General features: G+C 65.3%; 13 protein-coding genes and 1 tRNA gene. 4 read left to right on the forward strand and 10 right to left on the reverse strand.

Translation table 11 applies throughout. From position 1 onward, the window contains the following. From VIG90_RS06985 to VIG90_RS06995, 3 genes are all read right to left on the reverse strand, one after another. The coding region (locus VIG90_RS06985) for a cobaltochelatase CobT-related protein (protein WP_331592770.1) at positions 1 to 1,468 on the reverse strand (1,468 nt) is incomplete at its 3' end. Positions 1,469 to 1,474: 6 nt separating this feature from the next. Then, positions 1,475 to 2,497 carry a cobaltochelatase subunit CobS gene (gene cobS / locus VIG90_RS06990; protein WP_331592771.1) on the reverse strand — a complete coding sequence of 341 codons (1,023 nt, stop codon included), beginning with the start codon at positions 2,495 to 2,497 and terminating at the stop codon, positions 1,475 to 1,477. A gap of 29 nt (positions 2,498 to 2,526) precedes the next feature. Next, positions 2,527 to 3,144, reverse strand: coding sequence for a J domain-containing protein (locus VIG90_RS06995; protein ID WP_331592772.1), 618 nt, complete (start codon positions 3,142 to 3,144; stop codon positions 2,527 to 2,529). 74 nt (positions 3,145 to 3,218) lie between these two features. On the opposite strand from VIG90_RS06995, the gene VIG90_RS07000 reads away from it, so the two are divergent. The 3 genes from VIG90_RS07000 to VIG90_RS07010 all read left to right on the forward strand — a co-directional run bounded on the left by VIG90_RS07000 (position 3,219) and on the right by VIG90_RS07010 (position 5,166). Next, positions 3,219 to 3,488 (forward strand): BolA family protein, encoded by a 270-nt coding sequence (locus VIG90_RS07000; RefSeq protein WP_331592774.1) that lies wholly within the window; start codon positions 3,219 to 3,221, stop codon positions 3,486 to 3,488. Positions 3,489 to 3,954: 466 nt separating this feature from the next. Beyond that, a complete protein-coding gene (locus VIG90_RS07005) occupies positions 3,955 to 4,848 on the forward strand; it encodes an RNA polymerase factor sigma-32 (protein WP_331592775.1) in 894 nt (297 codons plus the stop codon). 242 nt (positions 4,849 to 5,090) lie between these two features. Then, positions 5,091 to 5,166 (forward strand) — tRNA-Thr (locus tag VIG90_RS07010). Between the two features lie 39 nt (positions 5,167 to 5,205). On the opposite strand, the gene VIG90_RS07015 is transcribed toward VIG90_RS07010, so the two are convergent. The 6 genes from VIG90_RS07015 to VIG90_RS07040 form a co-directional block, all read right to left on the reverse strand. Beyond that, entirely contained in the window at positions 5,206 to 6,618 is a 1,413-nt protein-coding gene (locus VIG90_RS07015; RefSeq protein WP_331592776.1) for an MFS transporter, read from the reverse strand. A 378-nt stretch (positions 6,619 to 6,996) separates the two neighbouring features. After that, positions 6,997 to 7,758 (reverse strand): PEP-CTERM sorting domain-containing protein, encoded by a 762-nt coding sequence (locus VIG90_RS07020; protein WP_331592777.1) that lies wholly within the window; start codon positions 7,756 to 7,758, stop codon positions 6,997 to 6,999. Positions 7,759 to 8,072: 314 nt separating this feature from the next. Continuing rightward, entirely contained in the window at positions 8,073 to 9,677 is a 1,605-nt protein-coding gene (locus VIG90_RS07025) for a heme peroxidase family protein (RefSeq protein WP_331592778.1), read from the reverse strand. A gap of 146 nt (positions 9,678 to 9,823) precedes the next feature. Further along, complete coding sequence (locus VIG90_RS07030) at positions 9,824 to 10,870, reverse strand: hypothetical protein (RefSeq protein WP_331592779.1); 1,047 nt, start codon at positions 10,868 to 10,870, stop codon at positions 9,824 to 9,826. Positions 10,871 to 10,908: 38 nt separating this feature from the next. Beyond that, positions 10,909 to 11,880, reverse strand: coding sequence for a DMT family transporter (locus VIG90_RS07035; RefSeq protein WP_331592780.1), 972 nt, complete (start codon positions 11,878 to 11,880; stop codon positions 10,909 to 10,911). 73 nt (positions 11,881 to 11,953) lie between these two features. After that, complete coding sequence (locus tag VIG90_RS07040; protein WP_331592781.1) at positions 11,954 to 13,477, reverse strand: apolipoprotein N-acyltransferase; 1,524 nt, start codon at positions 13,475 to 13,477, stop codon at positions 11,954 to 11,956. Positions 13,478 to 13,730: 253 nt separating this feature from the next. Here VIG90_RS07040 and VIG90_RS07045 point away from each other — a divergent pair, with 253 nt between their 5' ends. Continuing rightward, complete coding sequence (locus VIG90_RS07045; RefSeq protein WP_331592782.1) at positions 13,731 to 14,537, forward strand: LytTR family DNA-binding domain-containing protein; 807 nt, start codon at positions 13,731 to 13,733, stop codon at positions 14,535 to 14,537. A gap of 265 nt (positions 14,538 to 14,802) precedes the next feature. On the opposite strand, the gene VIG90_RS07050 is transcribed toward VIG90_RS07045, so the two are convergent. After that, positions 14,803 to 16,698, reverse strand: coding sequence for a M1 family metallopeptidase (locus VIG90_RS07050; RefSeq protein WP_331592783.1), 1,896 nt, complete (start codon positions 16,696 to 16,698; stop codon positions 14,803 to 14,805). Positions 16,699 to 16,738: the final 40 nt, after the last annotated feature.

The following is a 16,738-nucleotide window of genomic DNA, read 5'->3' on the forward strand; positions in this document are numbered from 1 at the left end:
GGGCGCGCCGCCAGGGGGCATCCGCGGTCTTGTAGATGATGTGGCGCAGATCGTTGAGGCGGCCGGGCATGGCCGGGCGGCCATCGGCCAGCCACTTCTCGCGCGACTGCCCGCCCTTCCACGCGCGGGTGGTGAACCCGAGGATTTCCACCTTCACCGAGCAGCGCTCGAGCGTGCGGGCGAGAATATCGGCGCAGATGGCGGCGATGGAGATGGGACGGCCGCGCATGGAGCCGGAGTTGTCGATGAGCAGCGTCACCACCGTGTCGCGGAAGTCCGTGTCCCGCTCCACCTTGTAGGTCAGGGAGTGGCTGGGGCTGGTGACGACGCGCGACAGGCGCGCCGTGTCGAGCAGGCCCTCTTCCTGGTCGAAATCCCACGAGCGGTTCTGCTGCGCCATCAGGCGACGCTGCAGCCGGTTCGCCAGCTTGGTGACGACGCCCTGAAGGTGCGTGAGCTGCTGGTCGAGGTAGGCGCGCAGACGGGTCAGCTCCTCCGGATCGCACAGATCCTCGGCGGTCACCGTCTCGTCGAAGCTGGTGGTGTAGACCTTGTAGTCGAACTGCGGCGTGACGTCCGCCATCGGCTGGTTGGGCCGCCATGGGGCAACGCCCTCCGGGCCTTCCTCGCCCAGCTCGGGCGATGCGGTCTCGTCGCTGTCGATCTCGGCCGATGCCTGCTCGGACATGGCCTCGGACGGGGCCTGAGCCTCCTCCTGCCCCTGGTCCTGATCGCCCTCGGCCGCGGAGGACTTCTCCTCGCTGTCCTGCTCCTGATCGCCGGACTGATCGGCCTCGTCCTTGCTGTCTTCTTCCTTGTTCTCGGTTTCCTCGACCGGCTCGTCGGTCAGGCCGAGATCGGCCAGAATGCTCCGGGTCATGCGGGCAAAGGCGGCCTGGTCCCCAAGGTTGGCCGCCAGCGCATCCAGATGACGGCCGGCCTTGGCCTCGATGTCCGCCCGCACCAGATCAACGGCGATGCGCGCGCCGTCCGGCGGGGTCTGGCCGGTCAGCCGCTCCCGGATCATCAGGCCGACGGCGCTGGCCAGCGGCACTTCCTCCGCCGACTTGGCACGGGAAATGGGATCGACGCGCACCCGCGCCTCGGTCATGCGGGCAAGGTTCTCCGCAACGCCCGCCAGCTCGAGGCTGCCAATGGCCTCCACGCGCGCCTGCTCCGCCGCGTTGTACACATCGCGCGCCAGGCCCGCCTCCGGCTGGTTGCGGGTGTGCACCTTGTCGTCATGGTGGCGCTGGCGCAGGGCATAGGCGTCCACCCAGCCGCGCACCTCCGCCACCTGCTCGGGCGGCAGGTTGCGCATGGGCTGGGGCACACGCGCCTGCGTGCCAAGCAGCGAAGGCTTGTCGGCGGTGAAGCTGACATCCGCCTCGGCCTTGTGGCCAAGCGCACGCATGGCCGCGGCCAGTGACTGGCGGAAGTCCTCAAGCAGGTTGGGAGGAGGCGTCACGGCGCTTTACTTGCGAACAGCCGCGGCCTTCTGCGCCTTGGAGGCGACGGAATCCGGCAGCTCTTCCCCGAAGGCACGCTGATAATACTCCGCCACGATGGCCCGCTCGGCCTCGTCGCACTTGTTCAGGAACGACAGGCGGAACGCGAAGCCGACGTTCTTGAAGATCTCGGCATTCTGCGCCCAGGTGATGACGGTGCGCGGGCTCATGACGGTGGAGATATCTCCGGCCACGAAGCCTTGGCGGGTCATCTCGGCAACCTTGACCATGTTGGCCACGGTCCGGCGACCCTCCTCGCTGTCGTACCCCGTGCACTTGGCCACGACGATGCCGGTTTCCGTCTCGGCGGGCAGGTAGTTCAGGGTGGTGACGATGTTCCAGCGGTCCATCTGGCCCTGGTTGATCTGCTGGGTGCCGTGATAGAGGCCGGTGGTATCGCCCAGACCAACGGTGTTGGCGGTCGCGAACAGGCGGAACCACGGGTTCGGGCGGATGACGCGGTTCTGGTCGAGCAGCGTCAGGCGGCCCTCCACTTCCAGCACGCGCTGGATCACGAACATCACGTCCGGGCGGCCGGCGTCGTACTCGTCGAACACCAGCGCGGTGGGGGTCTGCAGCGCCCACGGCAGGATGCCCTCGCGGAACTCGGTGACCTGCTTGCCGTCGCGCAGCACGATGGCGTCCTTGCCGACGAGATCGATGCGGCTGATGTGCGAGTCGAGGTTCACGCGGATGCACGGCCAGTTAAGGCGCGCCGCCACCTGCTCGATGTGGGTGGATTTGCCGGTGCCATGGAAACCTTGCACCATGACGCGGCGGTTGAAGGCAAAGCCTGCAAGGATTGCCAGCGTGGTGTCCGGATCGAACACATAGGTGTCGTCCCGCTCAGGCACATGCTCATCGGCGATCGAGAAGGCCGGAACCTTGAGGTCGATGTCCACGCCGAAGGTCTGGCGGGCGTCCACGGTGATATCCGGGGCCTCGAGCGCAACGGAGCGCGGGCGGTGGGCGTGGGCTTCAGCAGTCATAGATCGCAACCTTGCAAACAGCTTACGGGTCAGGACGAAAAAGCAGGCGACTGGCTCAGATGCGTATAGGCATCGATCACTTTGTGCAACTGATGCTCTTGGCTTCTGTCGCCTCCGTTGGTGTCGGGATGATAACGCCGTGCCAACCGTTTGTATTGCTTCTTGATGGCATCCAGCGTGGCATCTTCGCCCAGTCCCAACGTCTTTAACGCCTGCCGGTCCTTGGCTGACAGGCGCACTCCGTCCGGGCGTGCGGGGGTCGCGCCGAAGCGGCCGCCCAGGCCTCCCAGCCCCCCGAAGATGCCGTGCGGGTCATGGATGGTCATGCGCTCCGGATCGATACGGGACGGATCGGCATTGGTGGCGAAGGGCTTGCTGGCGCGGTCCCACGAAGGATGGCCGGCGCGGGCCTTCGCGGCCTCCTCCGCCGAGAGGCCCTTGAAATAGTCATACCCCGCGTTGAAGGCGCGCACATGCTCAAGGCAGAACCAGTGGTAGCCGTCACGCTCGGGCCGGGGAGAGCGCGGCGCGCGGAACTCCCCTGCGGCCTCGCACTCGGGAGATTCGCAGCGCCGCCCATCGGCGTGCTCGACACGACCGTGAAACCGGCTGTGCCGGGTTTTGGGGCGGGACTGGTACTCGGACACGGGTTCTCCTTGCCGCAAGGCACGAGGGTTCGTAAAGGGAGGGTGAACAGCCACGGCTGCCGGATGGAGCTTATATGGGACCTGTTGCGCAGGAAGTCAGCCGCCGTTTGACGGAAACATTCCAGCCTGTCGCACTTACGGTGCGGGATGACAGCGAGCAGCATCGCGGCCACGCCGGTCATCGCGAAGGGGTGGAGACCCACTTCACGGTGGAGATTTGCGCCAGCGCCTTTGCCGGGCAGAGCCGGGTGAGCCAGCAGCGCATGGTGTATGCCGCCCTGGCCGACCTGATGAACAACCCTATCCACGCTCTCAGCCTGAAGATTTCAGCACCGGGACACTGAGCGCCCGCCCTTTGTTCAGAGCTGCGGTTCCTTCAGAACTCCGCTTCTCTCCGGAGCACTGAGCCTTTGAGGCCTTTCGGTTTCAGCGCTCGCCCCCTTTACGAGCGCTTCCTTGGCTGCGCCCACCTGAACAGGGTGGCGTGACTATTCCCGCCGTACACTTCGACGTTTTCCTGACGCACGCCACGCAACCTTTAGCGCCTTTAAACGTTACGGGTCTGACGGCTCCATAATGCCTTTTGAAGCGTTGTGGAGGCTGGGCTGTGCTCCGCCTGTTGGAGCGCAGCTGCAGAAAGTGGCGGTAAGAGGGTGTGCGAGCCTTTGACCATTCGACGTTTAACCATTTTCCGTCAGTACCGCGCAGCCACACGCGACGCGTACCGGAAAACCGGGCCCGCCGATTACGGCAGCGCCCCAGCATTCGCGCCGGACATCAACACCGGCAAAACCGACGCAGGGGGAGTTCATGGCGCATAAAATTTCACAGTCCTCAGGCATGGAAAGCCAGGCAGTGCTGCGTGCAGCCATGGCCGCGCCCATGCTCGACAAGGAGGATGAGCTTGAACTGGCCCGCCGCTGGCGTGAGGAGCGGGACGTGGAGGCGCTCACCGCACTCACACGATCCTATCTAAGACTGGTTATCTCGATGGCAAGCCGCTTCCGTAGCTATGGCCTGCCGGTGGCCGACCTGATTCAGGAAGGGACCGTGGGCCTGATGGAAGCCGCCGGGCGCTTCGAGCCGGAACGGGAAATCCGTTTTTCCACCTATGCCTCGTGGTGGATCCGCTCCTCCATGCAGGATTACATTCTGCGTAACTGGTCGATCGTGCGCACCGGCACGACCGCCGCGCACAAGAGCCTGTTCTTCAACCTGCGCCGCCTGCGCGCCCAGATCGTGGGCGATTACGACGGCCCGATGACCTACGCTTCGCGTAAACTGCTGGCCGAGAAACTGGGCGTGCGCCTGAAGGACGTGGAGGTGATGGAGGCGCGGCTGACCGGCTACGACCGTTCGCTGAACGCCATGGTGGGCGAGGACGGCGAGAGCGAATGGATGGACTTTCTGGCCTCTGACGCGCCGCAGCCGGATGAGGAGCTGGAAGAGATCAACGACAGCCGGGTGAAGATGGACCTGCTGCGCGACGCCATGAAAATTCTGAGCGAGCGCGAAATGACCATCATCCGCGAGCGCCGGCTGGGCGACGACAGCGTGACGCTGGCGGCCTTGGGCGAGCGGCTGGGCATCTCGAAGGAGCGGGTGCGCCAGATCGAGACGCAGGCGCTGAACAAGCTGCGCACGGCGCTGATCGATCGTGTGGGGGATCCGGTCAACGCCGGGCTGGTAAGCACTTACGGCTGACCAGACAGGACATCGAACGCGGCCGGAAACAGGGCCGGGCAACGGGCGAGCAGCCCGCAGCCCGGCCGTTCCTTGTTTACCCATCCCCTGAAAAGCCAAGCCCTATAAACTCGCGCCCTGAAAAACCGTCATGTACGGGCAAACATGAGAATATTTACCAGCGGGTGTCGATGGGGCGTTGATTCCTCCGCGAAGGCAGGACATACATCGCAGACCGTTGGTGGCAGACATGTCTGCAGCGTGCCGGATTAGCTCAGCTGGTAGAGCAACCGCCTTGTAAGCGGTAGGTCGTTGGTTCGAGTCCGACATCCGGCACCACTTCCCGAACACCTTTCGAACAACAGCTTAGCTCCGGCCTCAGATCTGAGAACCGGGGCCTGAGGGCAGCTGTGTCATGCGCCAGGCGGCCAGCGCGCCGAGGGTGCCCAGCGGCAGCGCGGCAACAAATACCCAGAACGCCGTGGACTGGGCGCTGGCAAGGGTAAGCCCCGCGCCGAAACCCGCCAGATTGGCAACTGCCCCCGCGATGGCCGCGCCCACCGCTTCTCCGGCCTGCCGTACGGCGATGAGAGCGGAACTGCCGGTGGCGCGATCGTCATCCGGCAGGGCGGCCAGCACCCGCCGGTTCATGAGGGCAGAGGAAAAGCCGAAACCGAGCCCCATGACGACCGCCGCCGCCACGATGAACGGCACGGGGGATTGCCGCATGACCACGGTGAGCAACACGGCCCCCAGAACGATGCACAGCGCGCCGAACCTGATCCACCGGTCTGCCGTTCGAGGGGTGGCGCCGGAGACGACGAAGGCCGCAACCGTCCAGCCCATGGCGTGGGCGGCAACGGCATAGCCTGCGGCCAGCGGCGTCAGGCCATGCAGCTGCTGGAGCAGGGGCGGCGCGTAAATGAGGAAGCCGACCGAGGTTGCAGTGAGGAAGAACATGGCGGCATAACCCGCGCCGGGCACCGCACCGAGGTTTCCGGCGGTGCGCGGCAGCAGGCGGTGGCGCGCCTGCCGGTCGACCCGCAGCATCCAGACCAGCAGCGCAAGGCACAGGCCGACGAGAGCGAGTGCAACGTCCGCCCGCCGACTGATGTCCGCTGCGCCCAGCACCGCGATGGCAATGCAGAGCAGCGCCAGCTGACGCCACGGCACACTGGCCGAACGGGCTGCGGTAGCCTCCCCCGGCAGCAGAAAGCGGGCCGCCACGGAGAACAGCACCGCCTGCCCCGCGAACAGCCAGAAGACGGTGCGCCACGACCCGGCATGGGCCATCAAGCCGCCCAACAGCGGGCCGAAGATGGTGGCAAGGCCCCACACCGCGGCGACCGCGGCAAACACGCGCCCCAGATGCCGCTCAGGAAACAGGAAGGCGATGGCGACCATGGCCAGACCTGACATCCAGCCGCTTCCGAAGCCCTGCACGAACCGGCCCAGCAGGAACAGACTCATGCTGGATGCCGCCGCGCTGACAACGCATCCCGCCGCCAGAATGAGACCGGCCACCACCGTGGCCGGACGCAGCCCCAGGATTTCCGAGAACCGGCCAGCGGAAGCACCGGCAAGAATAGCGCCAAGCAGGAACCCGGCAACGGACCAGCTGAAGAAGGCGTAGCCACCCAGATCAGCGCCCACGCTAGGCATGATGGTGGCGGTGACCAGCGCATCGGCCGCATTGAGCCAGACACCAAGGCAGATCAGAGCAAAGCGGGGCGTGCGTCCTGCAGCCAGAAGATCAGCCCAGGCAGAGAGGCCACGCATGTGTTCAGTCATGAAAACCACGAACCGGAATGAGGCTGCCTATGCAGAAGGCAAGCGCACTTGAGCTTGTGCGCACTATGGCTGCTTCCGGGAAACAGGTCCACATCGCCCCGAGCACCGCAGCGGGTGGGTGCCGGGTGTGGCATTAGGGGTTCCCAGTCCCGCGTTCTATGTTGGTCGCGTTATCTTAATTGCAGGGTTCCTGTCCCCTGCTCGGATGCTGCTCTGAAAAAAGCGGGGGCGGCTCCACGGCACCGCCCCCATTTCACGCCAGCTCAGGCATTACACCAACTCAAGCGTCAACTCCGGCTCACAACTCTGGCTGGAAAGGTTGACAATGCCCGCTGATCTCTTTCGTTACCCCCTTGCCTTCCCTTTTGGCTTGCGCCGTCAGGCCTTGCGGCGGCGGGCGAAGCCGATGCTGGCGATGCCAAGGCCGAGCAGGCCCAGCGTTGCCGGCTCCGGCACCGGTGCGGTGCCGGTTCCCTTCACGATCACGAAGCTCTCCGGTCCGCCGTCTGCACCCGAGAGGGTAGCTTCCAGCGCCATGAAGATGTCGCCGAAGTTGGCCAGGCTGAAGATGGTGTCGTTCACCTCCGCCTGCTGCTCCTCGTCAATGACGAAGATGTAATCGGCAACGCCATTGCCCGCGAAGGTTACCGCGAACTCGGCATCGCCGTCGATCGCCAGCAGCAGCGCACCGTCTTCATCATAGAACTTCAGCGTCAGATCCTCGACCGTGATCGGCCCGCCGCCGGGCTCGGTGGCGTCGAAGATGATGTTGATCTCGCCCGCGTTGTTGATGTCGAGCGAGCCGATGGTGGGCGTGCCGTACTTCAGCCCCTCGGTCAGCGGCGGCGGCTCATCCCCACCGGTATTGACGACGCCGTTGGGCTGGAACACGCCGCTTTCATCATCCAGACAGGCCGCGCTGCCAACGACGAAGCCGCCGCCGGCACCGATGCCGACGCAGCCGGATTCAACGCTGTCCTGCCCCGGACCGGTTTCCTGAATGGTCAGGTGCCGGTTGACGTTGCCAAAGCCAAAGCCGGTCGAGCCATCAGCAGTGCTGACCACCAGCCCGGCAGAGGCGCTGTGCGAGAAAGCAAGCGCCGCCACTCCGGCAAGAAACACACTCGTCAGTCTCTTCATTAAAAATGCTCCTGTCCTGATCGGCAGTGTGAGCGGCCGGACCTGTTCAATTCTGGTTTTCGTCCGGCTCTCACCGAAGCAGCAAGGACTGCCGCTTCTGGAGCATTCTTAAGCAAAACCCGGGCCATTGGCCGTTTTTGGCGGCTCAGAGAAGAAATAATCCGGGAACTTCACATCTTAATCGTAAACAAATTCGACGCGCATGAGGTTGTTTAAATACAATATTTTAACTTAATAATATCTTTAGGCGCAATATTCAGGCGATAATACAACTAATACTTTCTAGAATATCATCCCGTTGTGTTTATTCGTCCTCAAACCGGTGCGAGATCATTTACCTGGCGCAACATGTCCGACATGGTGAAGCGGGGAATCTCAGCCAGACCGATTGGCGCGGGACCGGCGAGAATGGAGACATCTGCATTGCGGATGAGCGCGACGATGGTCTCTGCAACAATGCGGGAGCCGACCGGCCCCAGGGGTTCGCCGCCGTTCAGCTCCGCCTCGCGCAGGATGTAGTACCACAGCGGCGGTGTCTCCAGCAGGCCAACCCGCTCCAGCGTCGGACCATGCGGCCCGCCGCGCAACTGGTCCAGCGTCAGCGTTTCATGCGGCAGGCCGGTGGCCACGATCGTCTCCGCTACTTGAATGCCGTGGGGCAGCGACAGCAGCCGTCCGCGCAGCAGATTGCGGCTGGCCAGCGAGAGCAGCGCGGGGTCCGTCACGCCCATGGCGAGAAATTCCGGCAGGCTTTTCAGCGACAGCGCCAGGTTGGTGTCGATCTTGCGGGCGCGGTTGACGACGAAGAACTCCGGCGGGGGATTTTCATCCACATCGAACAGCAGCCGCCAGTCCACCGCCCAGTTGGAGGGAAGCTCCTCCCCCTGCCCGAAGAACGGCAGCTCGTCCCCCGGTGCCGAGCCGGAAAACTGGGTGAACTCGAACAAGAGATCCAGCGTGGCCGCCGCAACGGCGCCTTCGTGCTGGTGGAAAACCCGGTTCCAGTCATACACCGGCCGCACCATGGAGTGGCCGAACCGGTAAGCCGCTGCCGAGAATTCGACGGGCATCAGATGATGCTGCGCATGGGAGTAAATGGTGTGGCCGTACAGCAGCACCTGCTGGATGGCGTTGGGATCAACGATGCGCGGCAGGAAATCCCGCAGCACGATCATCTGGTAATGACGAATGGTCTCCGCCCGCGCCCGGGCGAACACCTGTTCTGCCGGCAGGGTGGGAAAGCTTGCCGCCAGTTGATCGACGAAACTGTTGTGGAACTTGATGAAGGCCAGATGCAGCTGGGCAACGGCGAGGTTCTCATCATTGCGGGGATCAGCGATGATGGCCTTGCGGTTCTCGCGCGGCAGATCATTGGGAATGGCGGGGACGATGTTGTCGTCGCCATCCCGGCTTTCTACGCACATGCCCACGCGCAGGCGTACGCCATCAGGCTCGTAAAGCTGGGGGCTGATCGCCGGGCCGCCGCCGTACAAGCTGTCAAGATCGAGCGAGGGCGTGCGGATGTTGGGAACAGCGACAGGATCGGCAGCGCCCGTGCGGGTCAGCGCGGTTTTATCGAACGTGATGTCATGGTCGATGAACTGGCCGAGGTAGGTGTAGCCCGCCGGGATGGAGCTGTTGGGATCGGTGATGACGTCCTGCTCGGTCTCCATCGCCAGCCCAAGCTCGATGAGCGCTGCCGCATCGGGCTGACGCCCCTTGCCGAACAGGCGGCAGAACAGCTGGGGCGGTGCAAGGAGGCGCTTCTCCGGCGTGATGAACGGATCCGCCGCCCGCTGGCCCATCTGCGGCTCAGACGGCTGCGGCACGGCCCGGGCCAGACGCAGGGCGGCGGGCAGCAGCGGCCCGGCGAGAATACCCTCCCCCTCGATCAGATACTGTTCGACACCATGCAGCATGCTCGCTCTCCCCGTGCAGCCTTGGCCGGACAAAAAAGCTAACACAGCCGCAAGTGCGGGTAAGGGAAAAGCGGCGGAAATCCGCGGCTCTTCGACCATATTTCCAGTGAAAGGCGGAACGATCCAGCGGTGACTGGCGAGCGCGATCAGCCCAGTTGCAAGGCTTCCACAAGGGCGGTGGTATTGCCGGTGGAGGTTTCAGATCCGCCGCCGATGGCATAGAGGCGATTGCCGATAGACACGCCGGCCAGACCGTGGCGCGGCGTGCGCATGGCCGCCAGCGGCTCCCACGTGTCACGAGCAACGTCATAGCGCCAGACATGCGGGATGACCCCGGCCGTGCCTTTCACGCCAAGCTCTTCGCCACCGAAGGCGATGAGGCTGCCGCCCAGCGCTGCCGCACCGAGGCCGCCCGATGGATACGGCAGGGGGCGCAGCGCCTCCCAGCGGTCGGTTTCAGGATCATAGCGGTCAAGCCGGGCCATGTTGCCCTCCGCCATGGTGCGGCCGCCAACGATGTAGAACGCGCCCTCCACCACCGCGCCCGCCGCGCTGTTGCGCGCGCCGGGAATGGGGCGGGCCAGCGACCATTTTCCAGAGGCGGGATCGAACACGCGGTGGGTGTCCACGTCCTTCTGGTCGCGCCAGTTGGCGTCATTTTCCTTTGCAGGCGAGCGGCCGCTGATGAGGTGGATGCGCCCGCCCTCAACCAGCGCGACGCTTTCCATTTGCGGCACGGGCAAGGGCGTGGTGCGGGTCCACTGGCCGCCTTCCTCGACGAACACATCTGAGCGCTGCTGCCAGTTGCCGGCCGGACCATCGACTGCACCGCCGATGGCGTAAATGCGCGACCCCACCGTTGCCAGCACGGGATGGTGACGCCGCTCTGGCAGGCGCGGGCCTTCCTGCCAACTGTCGGTTGCGGGATCATAAATCCCGACGCGATCGATGGCGCGCAGGCCGAAGTCTCCGGTCTCCATGCCCCCGGCGATCATGGCCTTGCCGTCACGCACGGTGCCGTACACCTCCTGTACTTTCCACGGAATGGCGGCGCAGGGGCTCCATGTGCCCCGGCCCGGAACGGGCTGTGCCGGATCCGGTTGCGCCGGGACCGGTTGCGCAAACGCCGTGCGCACCGTTGCAATGGCTGGCACGGCAAGGGTGGCGGCAAGCAGAGTGCGACGGGTGAGCATGGCGAAATTCCCCAAGGTCTTGCGTGAGAACGCGAAGGTTAGGCTGCGGTGCCTGCGTCTGTCATCGTCTGTTTCCAGGCCCGTTTCCGGCGCCCGTGAGAATTGGCGCACCACAGGACGCCGGAGACCAGAAACACGCATGCCAGCGCCTCAAGCACGGTCGGCCAGCGCTGCTCCCAGAGGAAGCCGTAGGCGAGCGCGAACAGCGTCTCGAAAATGATCATCTGGCCCATCATGGTCATGGGCAGCAGGCGGCTGGCCTGGTTCCACAAACCATTGCCGATGACGGAAGCCCCCAGAGCCACCGCGCAGCTGATGCCCCAGAAGCGCGCCCAGTCCGCCACCGCATGCTCGCCCGCGCCGAGGGCGAACGCCGGCACGGCCAGCACCAGCGCCAGCGCGCCGGTGACGACGCCGGTGAGCAGCGACCATTCATGGGAGGAAACATGAGACAGACGCACCAGCCAGCGGCTGTTCCACACCGCATAGGCCGACCACGAGGCCAGCGCCCCGAAGGCCAGCAGGATGCCGAGGATCTGCTCCCACGGGTCTGCCGCCTGCGGCTGGGATGACAAGGCTTCCCAGCCGATCAGCCCAACCCCCGCAACGGCCAGCACCAGCGAGGGCACAAGCGCGCGCAGCGGCACGGCATCCGACTCACGGCTGCCGATCAGCGTGACCACCACCGGCACGCAGCCGAGGATGAGCGAGGCCGCGGCAACGCCCGCCATCTGCACCGCCGCGGCGAGGAACAGGTAATAGATGATGTTGCCGAGCAGGCTGAGCCAGACGAGCGCGATCCACTCCGCCTTGCCGACCGCCTGCGAGACCGCCCGCCAGCGCGGCAGCAGCAGCGTAACGGCAATGAGCCCATAGGCGAGATAGCGCGCGGCCGAGAGTTGCTGCGGCGAGAAATCCCCCGCGATCTTGGGTGAGAGAAACACCAGACCCCAGAGGGCACCGGCCCCAAGGCCGCTCAGGGTGCCAAGCAGCAGATTGCGTTCCGCCATAGTCCCGTCCAAACGCATAAGCCTACCTCCAGCCCGCGCTATAGCGGATCGGCACCTGTCAGTCTTGAGGGGATTATGCCGCGCCAGTGTTGCGACGAGCGACGATGACCAGCGCAGCGAGCACCATGGCCGAGAGCAGCGGCACCGCATCGCCAAGGCGACTGTAAAGGGTATGCACTCCCTTCACGGGCAGGTCAGCCACGAAGGTGCGCACCTCTCCCGTGCCCGAGGCGTGATCCATCATCCCGAGGGTGCGGCCGTGGCCGTTCACCGCCAGAGACAGGCCGTCATTCACCTGACGGAACATGGAGGCTCCTGTCTCGACCGACCGCAGCGAGGCCATGTAGGAATGCATGGGCGTGATGGCCGCGTTGTCCCACGAAGGGTTGATCATGATATCGGCCCCGGCGCGGCCTGCCTGACGGACGAGGCCGGGAAAGTCAAAATCGTAACAGATGGCCCAGGCGATGCGGCCGTAGGGCGTATCCAGAATACCCATGCGACCCTTGCCGGTGATGGAGGATTCGCCGGGCGCCGGATGGGATTTCAGATACGCGCCGCGCACCTGGCCTTGCGGGTCCACGACCACCAGCTTGTTTTCCGCCAGCGGCTCGCCGGGGGTGATGGTGGCCATGGTCATAAACAGATAGACGCCCTCCTCTTGCGCCAGACGCCGACCGGCGCGGATGAAGTCTGCCTCGTCCTGCTTCAGCACCAGTGCATTGCTTTCGGACCAGACGATGAGTTTCGCACCTGAACGGGCCTCGGCCCGGCTGTGCTCCAGCAGCGTGCGGTGCAACTCCTGCGTCTGTTCGCGCGCCGCCTCGGCCTGCGCCGCCGTCAGCGGCGTGCCATAGCTGAGCGGTCGCCACGTGTTCAGGAACACCGCCATGTTGTCGATGGTGACGCCCGCCACCCGTACGGTGGCGACAACGCCCTGCGGAGCGGCCACGCGCAGGCCGCCCGCCAGCAGTACGGCGGCAATGACGCCCGCGCAGGCCAGCAGCGGCCACCACAGCCGGGGCGTGGCGAACCTTGCCTCCCACGCCTGATTGGCGCAGGCGGCGAACCAGCCGATCAGGAAAGTGAGCCCGGTAAGGCCGGTGACAGAGAGCAGCTGCAAAAGCGGCAAGTTGCCGTACTGGCTATAGCCGATCGCTCCCCAGCTGCCGAAACCAAGCTGCATGATGAGATATTCGCAGGCCGCCCAGGCGGAGGGGAACACCAGCGTGGCCGCCAGACCGCGCAGGCGCGGCGACAGCCAGCGATCAATCACGTACGGCACGAAGAACGCCAGCCCGAGAGCGCCCGGCACCGCAACGCGCATCCAGCCCTGAAACGGCAGCACCGGATACCAGGCAATAACATGGCCGGTCGCCAGCGCCAGCGCGCCAAGGCCAAGACCGGGAAGCGGCAAGGACTGCCGCACGAACCGCAGCAGGAAAACCGGCGCCAGCCACGCCGCCACCGGCACCATGACGTTGCCCACGGTCATGCTGGCGCAAATCAGCGCCGCCGCAAGGCAACCGTAACGGACAAGCGCTCCGGACCATGCCGTCGCCTGCACCGGCTTCATTCTCACCTGATCTTCAATCATCCTCTCAGAACCCTGCCTGCTGTTGCTTCTCTGCCCTGCCGCCAGAGGGGAGCTGCCAGACGGGAGTTGCCGAATGGGAGCTGCTGGACGGGACCGGGGCGCTGCGCCATAGTCCCGCCAAGGCCGACAGGGTGTGGCCTAGGGATAAGGCGGGGAGCGTCACCGTGCAGGCGTGAATGCGCGGCCGGGCTTGGCGCCTTCGCAAACAGGGCGAAAAGGCAGGGCAGTGCCAGTTCACGAAGCGTCAGTTGGCTTGCGCGCGCGTCTCGATACGCGCCAAATCCTGACCGAGGGCGCGCTCATGCTGCTGCTGGCTGTCATGCTGGCGGCCACGGGGCCATTCGGAACCTTCCTGCATGGCAGCGGGCCGGTACGCCTCGTTTACTGGCTGCGCACGGTGCTGGCCGGTTACCTGCTGTTTCGTCCCGGTATTCTGCTGTTCGCATGCGCGGCGCGGCGTCTCGGCTTTCCGGAAGCGGCCGGATGGACTACCGCCGTCGTGCTGCTGAGCGCGCCCATGGCGCTCTACCTGTGGTGTTTCGGCCCGCATATCATGCCGGACCGGCCGTGGCCCGGCATTGAGGACTTCATGGACACCTACGCGCAGGTGCTGCTCACCAGTGGGCTGGCCATGGCGCTGCTGTGGTGGCGGAACGCTCCGGGCGCCGAAGCCAAACCCGCGCCCGAGAGCACGCCGCAGTCAGGACTGCCAGAGACCGCACCAGCACAACCCGGCCCGCGCATCGGTGCGCTGCTGGCGGAACGCCTGCCGCCGCATCTGGGGCAGGATGTGATCGCGCTGCAAATGGAGGATCACTACGTGCGCGTGCATACCATGCGCGGAGATACGCTGGTGCTCATGCGCATGGCAGACGCGGTGGCCGAACTGGAAGGACTGGATGGCCTGCGCGTGCATCGCTCGTGGTGGGCAGCGCGCGCTGCAGTCACGGCGGTGGAACGCAACGGGCGCAGCGCCACCTTGATGCTGAGCAACGGCCTTGAAGTGCCCGTGGCACGCGATCGCCTGCCGCAGCTGCGCGTAAGCGGCTGGCTGGACTAGAGCCTTTTCCGATCTGATTGCATCAGATCGCGGCTCCAAGTTCTTTGTTGGTCGCACTTTTGTTCAGCGCAGGGTGTGCCACCCTGCTCGAAAGCTGCTCTGATAAGCTTCATTCCAAGGTTTCTACAGGGCCCTTCCCCTGCGCCCCCTTGCGTCTGATCGAGCCGCGCCCTGCCTGAGCTGCAGCCTTCGTCCGATAACAGGACTGGGGGGTGGAAGGGGGGTCCGCGCCCCCCTTCCAAAGACACCTGCTCTTGACCGAAAGCTACTGCTTCAGGATCGCGTCGATCGAGCCGGTCGTCGAGGCGTGATAGGTTGGCCGGGCAGTGGCGTAGGCGCGCCTGGCGATGGTCATGCCCCACTCGCCCTGATCGGCCAGCCCCTTGTACAGAGGGCGAAGGAACAGGGTGCGGCCGACGCTGTTGAGGAATTCCTCCAGCGCAGGCACGGCGGGTTCCCAGCGGTTGGCGATGGCCAGTTCCAGCCATGCTGTGCGCACGTAGGCGTTGGGCGAACGGGACAGGTTGAACGCCTGATCCAGCTCCGCCAGCCGCGCGGCGGACTGCTTGCGCGGGAGGTTATTGAGGAAGCGCTGCCATTCCTGCGTGGTCCAGCCGGTGGGCTGGATGGCCGAAGCCGGGCCGCCCGCTGTAAACGCCTTGGCCTGCGCATCTACGTTGGCCAGCGCCGCGGAGCGCTGCCGGACGGCATTGTCAGGAATGCCGGTGCCGTAGGCCCACTTGTCGAGCTGGAGCTTTTCCTCCAGCGCCTTGTCCCCCTTGATGAGGTTGGCGCGCAGGTCCGCCAGGAAGCCGGCGGTGGTCTGCGGCTGGAAGGCAAAGCGGTCGAAGTAAGAGGTCAGGTAGGCGTCCCACGCCTCGCGCCCCACTGTGTGTTCCAGCGTGCGCAGGAAGATCGCGCCCTTGATGTAATCGATCTGGCCGGACTCCTCGCCATCATCCCCGCGCAGGCGGGTTTCGGGCGCGCTCATGCCGCCTGCTTCCTCGATGGAGCGCAGCAGCACGTCCCAATCCAGATCCTCCTCAAGCACGGCGCGCTCACGGCCGTACATGGCTTCCTGGATGCGGTTCTCGAAGTAGCTGGTGAAGCCCTCGTTCAGCCAGCCGTCCGGCCACGTGGCGTTGGTGACGAGGTTGCCGGACCAGCTGTGCGCCAGTTCGTGCGCCACCAGGTTCACGTTGGAGCGATCACCCGTGATGAAGGTGGGAGTGAGGAAGGTGAGAACCGGATTTTCCATGCCGCCGTAGGGGAACGCGGGCGGCAGGACCAGCACGTCATAGCGGCCCCAGCGGTAAGGGCCGTAAAGCTTCTCGGCCACTTCCACCATCTTCTCCGTATCCGCCAGCTCGTATGCTGCGCGGTCGAGCATGGAAGGCTCGGCGTAGACCCCGGTGCGCTCGCCCAGCGAGCGGAATGCAAGGTCGCCCACACCCAGGGCGATCAGGTACGGCGGCACCGGCTTGTCCATGGCGAAGCGGAACGCGCGGCGGCCGTCGCCCGCCGGTTCACCCTCCGGCGTCAGCTGGATTGCGCTCATGACCGCCCGCATGCCTTCGGGCACCACGAGGCGCGCCGTCCAAGTCTGGCGGATGCCGGGGCTGTCCTGCGTCGGCACCCAGCTGCGGTTGTGGATGGCCTGTCCCTGGCTGAACAGGAACGGCTTCTGCTTACCTGCCGTCAGCTCCGGCGGCAGCCATTGCAGCGCGCTTGCGCCCTTCTGTGCCGTGTAATGAATGATGATGCGCTGCGCCCCGTTCAGCTGCACGGTGAGCGGCGCGCCCTTCTCGGCATCGGCCTTGCCGATTTCCCACTTGAGGGCATTGCCCTTGTCATCGGTTACCTTCTTGACGCCCAGGTTCTCGGAGTCGAGGATGATCTCCTTTGCCCCCGGCTGGGCCAGCACGGACAGCGCCGCCGTGCCGGTGAGGGTCTGGCCGGCGAAATCAACGGCAAGATCCAGATCCACGTGGGTGACGCGGGCGATTTCCGGCCGGGCGTAGGTGAGACTGTCCTTCGCCTCAGGGCTCGTCAGGATGGGGGCAGCCGCCGTGGGCGCGGCCACCTGCGAAGCCAGAGCGAGAGCGGAGGGCGCAGCGCCGAGGAGAAGCGCGGCACAGCCGGCGGCAATAAATGAGCGCATGGGAGAACGCCTTTCAGACAGGGAAAAAATGTTGCGCCGA

This window comes from Pedomonas sp. (assembly GCF_036515995.1).
Classification (GTDB): Bacteria; Pseudomonadota; Alphaproteobacteria; order Sphingomonadales; family Sphingomonadaceae; genus Pedomonas.

Coding starts and splice junctions, on each gene's coding strand:
- VIG90_RS07030 (WP_331592779.1), bottom strand. CDS start 10,870: ATGCTCACCCGTCGCACTCTGCTTGCCGCCACCCTTGCCGTGCCAGCC.
- VIG90_RS07020 (WP_331592777.1), bottom strand. CDS start 7,758: ATGAAGAGACTGACGAGTGTGTTTCTTGCCGGAGTGGCGGCGCTTGCT.
- VIG90_RS07000 (WP_331592774.1), top strand. CDS start 3,219: ATGGGACCTGTTGCGCAGGAAGTCAGCCGCCGTTTGACGGAAACATTC.
- VIG90_RS07035 (WP_331592780.1), bottom strand. CDS start 11,880: ATGGCGGAACGCAATCTGCTGCTTGGCACCCTGAGCGGCCTTGGGGCC.
- VIG90_RS07015 (WP_331592776.1), bottom strand. CDS start 6,618: ATGACTGAACACATGCGTGGCCTCTCTGCCTGGGCTGATCTTCTGGCT.
- VIG90_RS07025 (WP_331592778.1), bottom strand. CDS start 9,677: ATGCTGCATGGTGTCGAACAGTATCTGATCGAGGGGGAGGGTATTCTC.
- VIG90_RS07050 (WP_331592783.1), bottom strand. CDS start 16,698: ATGCGCTCATTTATTGCCGCCGGCTGTGCCGCGCTTCTCCTCGGCGCT.
- VIG90_RS07005 (WP_331592775.1), top strand. CDS start 3,955: ATGGCGCATAAAATTTCACAGTCCTCAGGCATGGAAAGCCAGGCAGTG.
- VIG90_RS07040 (WP_331592781.1), bottom strand. CDS start 13,477: ATGATTGAAGATCAGGTGAGAATGAAGCCGGTGCAGGCGACGGCATGG.
- cobS (WP_331592771.1), bottom strand. CDS start 2,497: ATGACTGCTGAAGCCCACGCCCACCGCCCGCGCTCCGTTGCGCTCGAG.